This is a genomic window from Cupriavidus sp. OTU4054 (assembly GCF_038440175.1).
Lineage (GTDB): Bacteria > Pseudomonadota > Gammaproteobacteria > Burkholderiales > Burkholderiaceae > Cupriavidus > Cupriavidus pauculus_D.
This window is the reverse complement of the sequence record NZ_JASATF010000008.1, coordinates 190703-203227: the sequence shown is the minus strand read 5'-3', so window position 1 is coordinate 203227 and position 12525 is coordinate 190703. Positions and strand designations below refer to the sequence as shown.

The following is a 12525-nucleotide window of genomic DNA, read 5'->3' as shown; positions in this document are numbered from 1 at the left end:
GTCAACGCCAAATCGATGACATTGACCACAATTTCGCTCGCCAGAAAATTCCTGGCGAAATTCGATCACGCCTGATCGAGTTCGAACACCTTGTGCAGCGCGCGCACGGCGAGCTCCATGTACTTCTCGTCGATCAGCACCGAGATCTTGATCTCCGACGTCGAGATCATCTGGATGTTGATGCCCTCTTCCGACAGCGTGCGGAACATCTTGCTGGCGATGCCGACGTGCGAGCGCATGCCCACGCCAACCACGGAGACCTTCGACACCTTCGGGTCGCCCGTCACGCTGCCGGCGCCGATATGCGCCTTCACGCCATCGTTGAGGATCGTCAGCGCGCGCTGGTAGTCGCCGCGCGGCACGGTGAACGTGAAATCGGTCTTGCCGTCCACGGACTGGTTCTGGATGATCATGTCGACGTCGATGTTCGCGTCGGCGATCGGGCCCAGGATCTGGTAGGCGATGCCCGGCTTGTCCGGCACGCCCAGGACAGTGATCTTGGCCTCGTCACGGGCAAATGCGATGCCGGAGATGACGGCTGCTTCCATGTCAGACTCTTCCTCAAAAGTAATCAGCGTGCCCGAATGCATTTCCTGCTCGAGCGGCATCAGGGGGTCGGTCAGCGACGACAGCACGCGCGTCTTCACGCGGTACTTGCCGGCGAACTCCACCGAGCGGATCTGCAGCACCTTGGAACCGAGGCTCGCCATTTCCAGCATTTCCTCGAAGGTGATCTGGTCCAGCCGGCGGGCGTCCTCGACCACGCGCGGATCGGTCGTGTACACGCCATCCACGTCGGTATAGATCAGGCATTCGTCGGCCTTGATCGCGGCCGCGATGGCCACGGCGGACGTATCCGAGCCGCCACGACCCAGCGTCGTGATATTGCCCTCTTCGTCGATGCCCTGGAACCCGGTGATCACGACCACCTTGCCAGCGTCCACGTCGCCGCGGATGCGTTCGTCGTCGATCGACTGGATGCGCGCCTTCGTGTAGGCCGAATCCGTCTTCACGGGAACCTGCCAGCCCGTGTAGCTCACGGCGTCGATGCCCTCGCCATGCAGCGCGATCGCGAGCAGGGCCACGCTGGCCTGCTCGCCGGTCGAGGCCAGCATGTCCAGTTCACGCGGGTCAGGCTGCGCGGAGAGTTCCTTGGCAAGGCCCAGCAGGCGATTGGTCTCGCCCGACATGGCCGAAGGCACCACGACTACGCGGTGACCCGCGCGGTGCCACTTGGCCACGCGCTTGGCGACATTCTTGATGCGTTCCGTGGAACCCATCGAAGTGCCGCCGTATTTGTGAACGATGAGAGCCATCTTCTTGTCGACGCCAGCGATTGTGCAAAGCCCTTGAAAATACACGAACGGCGCCGCTCCGGCAAGGCCAGGCTTGCATCGGCGTGATCAGGGAGTGGCGCCGGGGCGATTTTCCAGCCGATCCGGCACCCACTCCACCCGCCACCGTGGCGCCGGCGCGGCGTCCGGCCAGCGACGATGCTGTCCGAGCCCGGCCGCGAGCACCAGCGCCTCCCCCGCCCACAGCAGCGGCAGGCACTCGCGGCGCCACGCGGGCACGCCGGCTTCCTGATAGGCCTGCTTGAGCGCGCGCGCCGGGCCGCCCGGCCGCAGCACGATCCGCTCGCCGCCGGCGCGCGGCGTCACGCGCATCGGCGCCCGCAGCACGGCCTCGGGCACGCCGAACGTGTCGTCGCGCGTAAAACGCAAGACACCGCGCCAGTCCGGCACGGCAACCTCGGCAGCTTCCTGCCACGCAAACGCGAACACATCCGGCACCGCGGCAAGCGGCGGCCGGCAGGCCAGCACGCGGTCACGAAAACGATGGAGCACGAGCCCGTCGTGCGCGATGGCCGGCTCGCCACCGTCATGGTCGATCAGTTGCCTGCGCATATCCGCGAGCCGCGCCGTCGAAGGCGGCTGCGCGCCCAGGTCGCGCAGCCAGGTCCGCAGCACCGCGTCCGCCCGCGCGGGCGGCAACGCGCGCAATCCTGGCAGATCGAGTTCGCCGTAGGTATCGCCATCGCGCCCCGCCCGCACCAGCGGCGCGAGGTCGTGCTGCGTCATGGCGTCGAGCATGTCCGCGGCCTGCGCGATATGCGCGGCGGCCTGCACCACGTTCTCCTGCAATCCGGAAAACGCCGCCACGAGGGCAGGCAGATGGGCGCGCAGCGCATTGCGCGCATACCGCGTATCGGTGTTGGAAGGATCCTCGATCCAGCGCAGCGCATGGCGCGCGCAGTACGCATCGATCTCCGCGCGCGGCACGTCGATCCACGGGCGCAGCAGCTGCACGTCGCCGGCGGGATCGAGCGCGCGCATTGCCGGCATCCCGGCGAGACCCGCAACGCCGGCACCGCGGAACAGGCGCAGGAGCACCGTTTCCACCTGATCGTCGCGATGATGCGCGAACATCAGCACGCGGGCACCGGCCGCGCGGCACATGCGGCCCAGCGCGTCGTAGCGCGCGCGTCGCGCGGCCGCCTCGATGCCCTCCCCGCCCAGCGCGGAGACCTGTACGCGTTCGGTATGGAACGGCACGCCCCACTCGCCGCACAGCGTCGCGCAGAACGCGTCCCATGCATCGGCTTCCGCCTGCAGGCCATGATGCACGTGCAATGCGACGACGGTCGCGCCGAGCCGCGCGGCGGCATCGCGCGCGGCGTGGAGCAACGCCACGGAGTCCCGGCCGCCGGACAGGGCCACGGCAATCGGCAAAGCGATGGACGCAACATCGCTGGGAGCCGAAACAACAAAGGCCGCACTGGCTTGCACAGCCCGTGCGACCTTGTCGATCAGGTCCGGTGACATCGTGGATGTCACCGCGTTGGCGCCACCGTCATTCGGTCGCGCCGGTTTCCTTGAACTTGCCATACGCGAGCAGACGCTCATGACGGCGCGCCTGCAGTTCCTTCACGCTCATGCCCTGGAACTGGCGCAGCGATTCGGCCAGCGAGCGCTTGAGCATCGTCGCCATGTTCTTCGGGTCGCGATGCGCGCCACCGAGCGGCTCGTTGATGATCTTGTCGATCAGGCCCAGCGCCTTCAGTCGATGCGCGGTCAGGCCCAGTGCCTCGGCGGCTTCCGGCGCCTTCGCGGCGGTCTTCCAGAGAATGGACGCGCAGCCTTCCGGCGAGATCACCGCATACGTCGCGAACTGGAGCATCTGCACCACATCGCCGACGGCAATCGCGAGCGCGCCGCCCGAACCGCCTTCGCCGATGATCGTCGCGATCAGGGGCACCTTCAGGCCGGCCATCACGTAGAGGTTATGGCCGATCGCTTCCGACTGGCCACGCTCTTCCGCGTCGATGCCGGGGAACGCGCCCGGCGTGTCCACGAACGTGAAGATCGGCAGGCCAAACTTGTCGGCCAGCTCCATCAGTCGCTTGGCCTTGCGATAGCCCTCGGGCTTCGACATGCCGAAGTTGCGCAGCGCGCGTTCCTTCGTGTCGCGGCCCTTCTGGTGACCGATGACCATGCAGGCCTGGCCGTTGAAGCGCGCCAGACCGCCCACGATCGACAGATCGTCGGCAAACGCACGGTCGCCGTGCAGTTCATGGAAGTCGGTAAAGATCTCCCGCACATAGTCCAGCGTATAGGGACGCTGGGGGTGACGGGCGATTTGCGCAACCTGCCACGGGGTCAGGTTGGCGTAGATATCCTTGGTGAGCTGCTGGCTCTTGCCAGCCAGCCGCGAGATCTCTTCGGAAATATCGACGGCCGAATCGTCCTGAACAAAACGCAGTTCTTCGATCTTTGCCTCGAGCTCGGCAATCGGCTGTTCGAAATCCAGGAAGGTGGTTTTCATAGAAACGCGGACCTGTCTGTGAAGGGGCGCATTCTACCGGAAAAAGAACCCGGTCCGACCGCCCTGAAAGTTGAACTTCCTACACTTCCCGGCAAATTTTCCCTGCCGGCCCTGCCAGACACTCCTAATACGTCACTGGAACCGGGTCCAGACTGCGCCACATATACCACGTCGCTACCGTGCGCCACGGCTCCCAATTGGCGGCCACTTCACGTGCCTCGCTCCGGGTCACCGGCTCGCCACTGAAGTAATTGGCCGAGATTGCATTGATCAGGCCAACGTCGTCGAGCGGCAGCACGTTCGGGCGCATCAGGTTGAACATCAGGAACATTTCCGCCGTCCAGCGCCCGATACCGCGAATCTGCGTGAGCTCGGCGATGACCGCCTCGTCCTCCATCGCGGCCCACTCATTGACATGGACGCGTCCGGCCTTGAAATGTTCGGAAAGATCGATGATGTATTCCGCCTTGCGCCGCGACAATCCGCAACTGGCGAGCTGATCGTTGCCGGCCTTGAGGAACTGCGCGGGCGTCAGCCGCGGGCACATCGTCACGAGCCTGTCCCACACGGCCTGCGCGGCCTTGACGGAGATCTGCTGGCCAACGACGGAGCGCGCGAGCGTGACGAACGGATCGCCGCGCGAGATCAGATGCGCGGGGCCGTATGTCGGGATCATCTTGCGCAGGATGCGGTCCCGCTTCATCAGGTCCGCGCACGCTTCATCCCAGTAGGCGGGACGCACCGCATCGACGACCGTCTCCACCGGTAAGGGCATGCCCTCGGCTTCCGGCAACGCCGGCCTGGCGGCGCGGGCGCCCTTCGCGGCGGCGGCGCTCTTGCCGGTCGCCTTGTCGGTACGCTTCGCAACCGCGGTCTTGGCGGCCTCTTTCCCGGTCACGGTCGCGGCAACCTTGGCGAGCACCTTCGCGGGCGCCTTGCCCTGCGCGCTGCCCGCCCCCTTGCCGGATGCCTTCGAGGCCGGCCTGCTCGCGGACTTGCCAGCTACCGTGGGCTTGCGCGCGGCAGCGTTCAAGCACGCCTCCACTCGGTCGCGCCGCCCGGCTTGTCTTCCAGCACCACCCCCGCTTCGAGCAGTTCCGCGCGAATGCGGTCGGCCTCGGCGAAGTTGCGCTCGACCTTGGCCGTCTTGCGCGCCGCAATGCGCGACTCGATCTCGTCGGGCGTCAGGCCATCGGTCACGTGGCCGCCCTGCAGGAACGTGTGCGGATCGCGCTCGAGCAGACCCAGCGTGCCGGCCAGCCCCTTGAGCTGGCGCGCGGCCACCGTCGAGCCCGTGCGATTGACCTCGCTCGCGAGGTCGAACAGCACCGACATGGCGATGGGCGTATTGAAGTCGTCGTTCATCGCGTCCGCAAAGCGCTTCGCGTGCGGCTCTTCCCAGTCCACCGCGCAACCGCCCGGCTGCGTCTCCTTGAGCGCCGTGTACAGGCGCGTCAGCGCGCCGCGCGCGTCGTCGAGGTGGGCATCGCTATAGTTCAGCGGGCTGCGATAGTGCGCGCGCAGGATAAAGAAGCGCACGACCTCGGCGTCGTACTGCTTGAGCACTTCGCGAATGGTGAAGAAGTTGCCGAGCGACTTCGACATCTTCTCGTCGTTCACGCGCACGAAACCGTTGTGCATCCAGAGGTTGACGAACGGCTTGCCGCTCGCGCCCTCGGACTGCGCAATCTCGTTCTCGTGGTGCGGGAACTGCAGGTCGGCGCCGCCGCCGTGGATATCGAAATGCTCGCCCAGCAGCGTGCAGCTCATGGCCGAGCATTCGATATGCCAGCCCGGACGGCCCGAGCCCCACTTCGACGCCCACTTGGTCTCGGGCGGCTCCGATTCCTTCGCGGACTTCCACAGCACGAAATCGAGCGGGTCCTGCTTGGCGTCGTTGGCCGACACGCGCTCGCCGGCACGCAGATCCTCGAGCGACTTGCCCGAGAGCTTGCCGTAGCCGGGAAACTTGCGGACCGAATAATTGACGTCGCCGTCGCTGGCCTGATACGCGAGGCCGTTGGCCTCGAGCTTCTCGATCAGGTTCAGCATCTGCGGCACGTAGTCGGTCGCGCGCGGCTCGTAGTCGGGACGGATGATGCCCAGCGCCGCGGCATCCTCGTGCATGTACTGGATGAAACGCGTCGTCAGCTGGCCGATGGTCTCGCCATTCTCGGCCGCGCGGCGGATGATCTTGTCGTCGATGTCCGTGATGTTCTGCACGTACGTGACGTCATAGCCCGCGGCGCGCAGCCAGCGATGCACCATGTCGAACACCACCATCACGCGCGCGTGGCCGACGTGACAGTAATCGTAAACGGTCATGCCGCAGACATACATGCGGACCTTGCCCGGTTCGATTGGCACGAAAGGCTGCTTCTCACGCGCGAGCGTGTTGTAGATGTTCAGTTGCTGCATGAAGGAAGTTCAGTGGTGAAACCGCGGGACCTGCGTCGAGGCGCCTATCTTACCGGAACGGCCTTGTGCGGGGGGACGGCCGCCCTTTGCTAGAATGCCGCGGAGTATAACGGACCGCACTTACATGAGCTTGCCTCTGCCTACCTCGACCGCCGGTCGACCCTCAGCCGCTGGCGGTCGATATTCCGCCGCGCCGTTCGCGCGCGTGGCCGCGACGCTTGCCATGCTGGCGGCCTTCGCCGCGCAGCCCGCCGCCGCGCAGAATGGCCCGCTCTCGCTGCAGCCGCCGCCGGCGCCGGCCACCGGCCCGGTGTCGAAGGACCCCGGCATGGTGCCCGCCGAGAAGGCGCTGCGCGAAAAGCGCTACAGCGACGCGGTGGCGGCGTTCGATCGTGTGCTCGCGACCAATCCGCGCAATGCGCAGGCCCGCTTCGAGCGCGCCTGGGCGCTGGCGCAGTCCGGCCGCGAGGACGAGGCGATGCGCGCGTTTGCCGAAATGGCGCAGGACTTCCCCGAACTGCCCGAGCCGCACAACAACCTCGCCCTGCTGTACGCCAAGCGCGGCGACCTCAAGCGCGCCGAGTCCGAACTGCTGCTCGCGATCGAGGCGCGTCCGGACTTCGGCGTCGCCTATACGAATCTGGGCGACGTGTACCGCCGCATGGCCGAGCAGGCCTACAACAACGCGCTGCGCCGCAACCCCGGCGACGCGCGCGCGGCCGAGTCGCTGCGTCACGTGCGCGAGAGCGCCCCGGCAGGCGGGTCGGATAGCAGCGCCGACGCCGCGCCGGCCTCGGCACCGGCCGCCACGCCCGCGCCGAAATCTTCGTCGAAGGCGCCCCGCAAGCCTGCCAAATCGGATAATCGTTAAACCGGAGTTACGTTCATGACCGTTTCCCGCCGCATCGTGCTCGCCGGCCTCGCGGCCGCCACCGTTGCCCTGTCCCCGTTTGCCGCGCTCGCGCAAGGCGCGTCGGCTGCTGCGACGCAAAAGACCGAACGCGTGCAATTTGTCACCAACAAGGGCAATTTCACGGTGGAGGTGTACCCCGACGCCGCACCGAAGACCGTCGCGAACTTCCTCGAGTACGTGCGCAGCGGCTTCTACGCCGGCACCACGTTCCATCGCGTGATCAACGGCTTCATGGTGCAGGGCGGCGGCTTCGACCGCGACATGAAGGAAAAGCCCACGCGCGCGCCCATTCCGCTCGAGTCGCAGAATGGCCTGAAGAACACTGCCGGCACCGTGGCGATGGCGCGGACGTCGAATCCGAATTCGGCCACGGCGCAGTTCTTCGTCAATGTGGTGGATAATCCGAACCTCGACTACCCGCAGCCCGATGGCAACGGGTACGCCGTCTTCGGCAAGGTGGTGGACGGCATGGACACGATCGACAAGATCAAGACCGTACCGACCACGGCCTACGGTTCGATGCGCAACGTGCCGGCCGCGCCGGTCGTCATCGAATCGGCCACCATCGTCACCAAGTAATGCCGGCCTCGCCGGCTACGAACAGAGGAATACCATGAGCAAAGTCCAGCTGCAGACCAACCAGGGCAATATCGTCATCGAACTCGACGAAGCCAAGGCGCCCAAGACCGTGGAAAACTTCCTCGCGTACGTGCGCAAGGGTCACTACGACAACACGATCTTCCATCGCGTCATCAAGAACTTCATGATCCAGGGCGGCGGTTTCGAGCCCGGCATGAAGCAGAAGGACACCGACGCGCCGATCGAGAACGAAGCCGGCAACGGCCTGAAGAACGAGCGCTACTCGGTGGCGATGGCCCGTACCAACGCGCCCCACTCGGCCACGGCCCAGTTCTTCATCAACGTGGTGGATAACGACTTCCTGAACTTCACCGCGCCCACGCCGCAGGGCTTCGGCTATGCCGTGTTCGGCAAGGTGAGCGAAGGCACCGAGATCGTCGACGCGATCAAGGGCGTGCGCACGGGCAGCTCGGGCTTCCATCAGGACGTGCCGCTCGAGGACGTCGTGATCCAGAAGGCCGTGGTCCTCGAGTAATCGCGACCCGCCTTGCAAGTATCGACATCAGAGATGCTTGATTTCACGCCGGTGGCCGCACCGATCGAGGTGCCGGCGCCGGCGTGGTTCGTTTCGGACCTTCATCTGACCGAAGGCATGCCGCGCACGCGCGCCGCGTTCGAGCGCCTGCTCGACCGTGCGGCCGCCAATGCGCGCGCGCTGTTCATCCTCGGCGATTTCTTCGAATTCTGGGTCGGCGACGACGCGCTGAACACGCCGTTCGCGCGCGATATCGCGCAGCTGCTGCGTCGCCTGACCACCTGCGGCGTGCCCGTGTACCTGATGCACGGCAACCGCGACTTCCTGCTCGGCAGGCGCTTTGCCGCCGCGGCCGGGGCCACGCTGCTGCCCGATCCCGCCGTCGTCGTCTGCGGCGGCCGGCGCGTGGCGCTGAGCCATGGCGACATGCTGTGCCTCGACGACGAACGCTACAACCGCTTTCGCCTCTGGACGCGCAAGCGCTGGGTGCAACGGCTGTTCCTGGCCATGCCGCTGTCGATGCGGCTGGGCGTGGCGCGCCGGCTGCGCGCGGACAGCGAGGCGAGCCGTACGCATCAGGTCATGTATGGCGATGCCACGCCGGCGGCGGTGGATGCCCTGCTTGCGGCCACCGGCACGCATACCGTCGTGCATGGCCACACGCATCGTCCCGCGCATCACCAGCATGGCGAGAACGATCGCTGGGTGCTGACCGACTGGGACCTCGATACCCGCAACCCGCGCGCGGCCGTGCTTCAGCTGGACGCGAACGGGTTCACCGAACTCAGTCAGGCCGACTAGGCCTTATTTCATCAGGCTGCGCAGCTCACTCGCATCGAAGCGATCGTTGGGCGTGTTCTCGAGGTGCTCGCCCAGCCGGTCGAGCGCGGCCAGCACGGACTTGATGCGTTCGTCCTGCTGCGCGGCATTGTCGATCAGGCTCTTGAGCGCGAGCGATACCGGATCGTCCGCATTGGGCGTGATGCCGTATGCCGAGAACTCCTGCCTGGCCCCCTGCTGTTGCGTCGGCGCATCGGGCAGGATGATCCGCGCCGGGATACCGACGGCGGTCGCGCCCGGCGGTACCGGCTTGAGCACCACTGCGTTCGATCCCACGCGCGCCCCCGCGCCCACTTCAAAGCCCCCGAGCACCTTGGCGCCCGCGCTGACCACGACGCCGGGTCCGAGCGTCGGATGCCGCTTCTGGCCCTTGTAGAGCGACGTACCGCCGAGCGTCACGCCCTGGTAGATCGTGCAGTCGTCGCCGATCTCGGCGGTCTCGCCAATGACGACGCCCATGCCGTGATCGATGAACACGCGGCGGCCCATGCGGACGGCCGGATGGATCTCGATGCCGGTGAGAAAGCGCGACCAGTGCGAAATCCAGCGGCCAAGCCAATGAAGGCCCGCGCGCCAGCAGGCATGCGCCACGCGATGAAACAGGACGGCGTGAAGGCCGGGGTAGCAGGTGAGGACCTCGAGGCGGCTGCGCGCGGCAGGGTCGCGCAGCATGATCGAGTCGATATCTTCCTTCAGGCGTGTGAACATCTTTGTCTTGTCGTGATGCCGTGCCGTGCGCCGCGCGGCACGCGGCGTCCATCGGAACGAAGGTCCGAGGCACCGCTGCGGGCGATCGCCGGCATGGTCGTTGGCCGGTCTGAGTGGGGGTGAATCAGCGGCCAGGGTCAGCGCAGGATCAAGGAGTGTAAGAGATTTGCCCGCCCGACGCCGAGCCCTGACGCTGTCAGGGACATTCGCGCATGCGCGCTCAACATCGCTCCGGCACGTGCACGATGCCCGTCATCAGGCGCCGCGCACTGTGATGCACGACCTCGGGCGGGTCCTGGTAGGCGAGCACGATCTCCGCGCAGGGAAACGGCACGCCGTCCTCGCTGAACTCGCCCGACTCCACCGGATGGCCATTGCGGCAGGGCACATGGGAATGGATGGTCTGGCCGACATTGGCGTGCCAGATGCGCACGGTGGCGCCGCCATCGCGCGCGGGCACAAAGCCGCGCCAGATCGCGAACGGACCGGCCGCGGCGAGCAGATCGCCGCAGTTCGCGGTCCAGTCGATATGCGCGGCATCGACCGACACGGCGCCAAACACGAATTCGATATCGCAGTCTTCGCGACGCGAGGCTCGCACGAGCGCGACCTTGCTCGTGCTGGCGGTGGCGCCGCCCATGCCGTCGGCATGGCGCGCATACGGGTCGGGCGAACCGATGACGCGAAGCAGCAGTGCATCGCGGGCTTCGGCATCCTTCGGCAGATCGTCCGCCAGAAAGAACATGCCCTTGCTCGTGCCGCCTCGCATGTAGTACGCCGGAATCTCCGCCACGCTTCTCGCTCCTTTACAGATCCTGCTCGTCGCCCGCCTTGTTGTCCCCTGCCTTGCGATCGCCGACGCGCAGCATATGCCGCGCGACGCCTCGCAGGATATTCACTTCCTCGCGTTCCAGCCCGCTGCGGGCCAGTAACCGCCTCAGCCGCGGCATCAGCTTGCGCGGGTTGTCCGGATCGAGAAACCCGATCGCGACCAGGCCCGTCTGCAGATGATCGAACATCGACTCGATCTGCTCCGCCGTGGCGGGCTCACCAGCATAGCCGATATTGAGCGCACCGTGCGCCACCGCCGCGGGCGCCTGACCCGCCTCCAGCAAGGCGAGGCGCATCTCGTAGGCGATCAGCTGCACGGCCTGCGCGAGGTTCAGCGAGGCATAGGCCGGGTTGGCCGGGATATGCGTGACCGCCGAGCAACGCTCGACCACGTCGTTCGGCAGGCCGTAGCGCTCGTTGCCGAACACGAAGGCCACGCCGGCTGTGGTCGCGCCAAACGGGGCGGCGCCCGCGAGCAGCGCGCGGGCCTGCGCGGCCGCGTCGCGCGGCAGCAGCCGCGGCGGGGCGAACTCGCGCTGGCGCGCGGTCATCGCCACGGTCAGGCTGGCGCCGGTCAGCGCGGGCTCGATACTGTCCACGATATGGGCGCGCGCAAGCACGTCGTCGGCCCCGCTCGCCATGGCAACCGCGTCCGGATGGGTCAGCACATCCGGCTCGCGCGGCGACACCAGCACCAGGCTCCCCGGCGTGTCGCCAAACCCCATCGTCTTGATGGCGCGCGCGACCGAGCCGACGTTGCCGGGGTGGCTCGTCTCCACGAGCACGAAGCGCACGCGCCCGAAAATGTCGGATGCGGCACTCCCGGCGGGGTCGGTCATGGCAGCGGAGGAAGATTGGCTTTCTGAATTCATGTGGGCAAGAACCGGGGCGCAACGGCCCCGTGTGTCATCGGCTGGCGTCCTGTACAATGCAGCCTTCATTGCCGACGCGGCCACATGGCCACGTCGTTCGTTCTTCGACAATTCGTTGTGTTGCCGCCGCGCTGCGATCGCGATCCGCACCGGCCTGGAGAGATTCATGCATCCGATGCTCAATATCGCCGTCAAGGCGGCCCGCAAGGCGGGTTCCATCATCAACCGCGCTTCGATCGACGTCGATCTGGTGCGGGTTTCCCGCAAGCAACACAACGACTTCGTGACCGAAGTAGACCGCGCCGCCGAGGCCGCGATCATCGAGATCATCCGCACCGCCTACCCGGAGCACGCCATTCTAGCGGAAGAGTCGGGCCAGTCCTGGACCGAAGGCGAGCTGACCGACCACGAATACACCTGGGTCATCGACCCGCTCGACGGCACCACCAACTTCATCCACGGCTTTCCGCAATATGCGGTGTCCATCGGCCAGCTGCACAAGGGTCAGCCCGTGCAGGCCGTGGTCTACGACCCGACGCGCGACGAACTCTTCACCGCGACCAAGGGCGCCGGCGCCTTCCTGAACAACCGCCGCATCCGCGTCACGCGCCGCGACAAGCTGGCCGACTGCCTGATCGGCACGGGCTTCCCGTTCCGTGACCTCGAAGGCATGGACGAATACCTCGAGATGTTCGCGCTGATGACGCGCAGCTGCGCGGGCCTGCGCCGCCCCGGCGCCGCCGCGCTGGACCTCGCCTACGTGGCCTGCGGCCGTCTGGACGGCTTCTTCGAGCGCGGCCTCAAGCCGTGGGACATGGCCGCCGGCATGCTGCTCATCACCGAAGCGGGCGGCCTGGTCGGCAACTATGCCGGCGAAGCGCGCCAGATCGAACAGGGCGAGATCCTCGCCGGCAACCCGAAGGCCTTTGCCCAGATGGTTCGCCTGCTGACGCCGTTCTCGCTCGACAACGCCAAGCCCTCCACGCCCGCTATCTGATACCCGT

The 12525-nt window shown here is 66.6% G+C and carries 12 protein-coding genes and 1 pseudogene; 5 read left to right on the top strand and 8 right to left on the bottom strand.

All coding sequences use genetic code 11. The annotated features are described in order from the left end of the window. Nucleotides 1-65: 65 nt before the first annotated feature. The 5 genes from AAHB16_RS12590 to cysS form a co-directional block, all read right to left on the bottom strand. Complete coding sequence (locus tag AAHB16_RS12590; protein ID WP_150372219.1) at nucleotides 66-1316, bottom strand: aspartate kinase; 1251 nt, start codon at nucleotides 1314-1316, stop codon at nucleotides 66-68. 87 nt (nucleotides 1317-1403) lie between these two features. After that, nucleotides 1404-2825 carry a tRNA lysidine(34) synthetase TilS gene (tilS, locus tag AAHB16_RS12585; RefSeq protein ID WP_446718090.1) on the bottom strand — a complete coding sequence of 474 codons (1422 nt, stop codon included), beginning with the start codon at nucleotides 2823-2825 and terminating at the stop codon, nucleotides 1404-1406. 28 nt (nucleotides 2826-2853) lie between these two features. Beyond that, on the bottom strand, nucleotides 2854-3825 hold the full coding sequence (locus AAHB16_RS12580) for an acetyl-CoA carboxylase carboxyltransferase subunit alpha (protein ID WP_150372220.1): 972 nt from the start codon (nucleotides 3823-3825) through the stop codon (nucleotides 2854-2856). 124 nt (nucleotides 3826-3949) lie between these two features. After that, a complete protein-coding gene (locus AAHB16_RS12575; RefSeq protein ID WP_342051000.1) occupies nucleotides 3950-4858 on the bottom strand; it encodes a DNA-3-methyladenine glycosylase family protein in 909 nt (302 codons plus the stop codon). After that, nucleotides 4855-6243 (bottom strand): cysteine--tRNA ligase, encoded by a 1389-nt coding sequence (cysS, locus tag AAHB16_RS12570; RefSeq protein ID WP_150372221.1) that lies wholly within the window; start codon nucleotides 6241-6243, stop codon nucleotides 4855-4857. Before cysS ends, AAHB16_RS12575 begins: the two co-directional genes overlap by 4 nt. A gap of 124 nt (nucleotides 6244-6367) precedes the next feature. Here cysS and AAHB16_RS12565 point away from each other — a divergent pair, with 124 nt between their 5' ends. Genes AAHB16_RS12565 through AAHB16_RS12550 form a run of 4 tightly spaced genes read left to right on the top strand, consistent with a single transcriptional unit; the run spans nucleotide 6368 to nucleotide 9071 of the window. Further along, complete coding sequence (locus AAHB16_RS12565) at nucleotides 6368-7114, top strand: tetratricopeptide repeat protein (protein WP_411859784.1); 747 nt, start codon at nucleotides 6368-6370, stop codon at nucleotides 7112-7114. Nucleotides 7115-7129: 15 nt separating this feature from the next. Next, nucleotides 7130-7735 (top strand): peptidylprolyl isomerase, encoded by a 606-nt coding sequence (locus AAHB16_RS12560; RefSeq protein WP_150372223.1) that lies wholly within the window; start codon nucleotides 7130-7132, stop codon nucleotides 7733-7735. A gap of 34 nt (nucleotides 7736-7769) precedes the next feature. Next, nucleotides 7770-8270: a peptidylprolyl isomerase gene (locus AAHB16_RS12555; protein WP_150372224.1), complete on the top strand. Its 501-nt coding sequence runs from the start codon at nucleotides 7770-7772 to the stop codon at nucleotides 8268-8270. A 33-nt stretch (nucleotides 8271-8303) separates the two neighbouring features. Continuing rightward, entirely contained in the window at nucleotides 8304-9071 is a 768-nt protein-coding gene (locus AAHB16_RS12550; protein ID WP_150372225.1) for a UDP-2,3-diacylglucosamine diphosphatase, read from the top strand. A 3-nt stretch (nucleotides 9072-9074) separates the two neighbouring features. Here AAHB16_RS12550 and cysE read toward each other — a convergent pair whose 3' ends face one another. From cysE to AAHB16_RS12535, 3 genes and pseudogenes are all read right to left on the bottom strand, one after another. Beyond that, the gene (cysE, locus tag AAHB16_RS12545; RefSeq protein WP_150372226.1) at nucleotides 9075-9818 is read right to left on the bottom strand and encodes a serine O-acetyltransferase; all 744 of its coding nucleotides are present in this window, start codon (nucleotides 9816-9818) and stop codon (nucleotides 9075-9077) included. 289 nt (nucleotides 9819-10107) lie between these two features. Further along, nucleotides 10108-10611: pseudogene (locus AAHB16_RS12540) on the bottom strand (PrpF domain-containing protein); the annotation flags it as partial. 13 nt (nucleotides 10612-10624) lie between these two features. After that, entirely contained in the window at nucleotides 10625-11488 is an 864-nt protein-coding gene (locus AAHB16_RS12535) for an RNA methyltransferase (RefSeq protein ID WP_342050999.1), read from the bottom strand. A 199-nt stretch (nucleotides 11489-11687) separates the two neighbouring features. Between AAHB16_RS12535 and AAHB16_RS12530 the strand changes: the two genes are divergently transcribed. Further along, nucleotides 11688-12518: an inositol monophosphatase family protein gene (locus AAHB16_RS12530; protein ID WP_342050998.1), complete on the top strand. Its 831-nt coding sequence runs from the start codon at nucleotides 11688-11690 to the stop codon at nucleotides 12516-12518. Nucleotides 12519-12525: the final 7 nt, after the last annotated feature.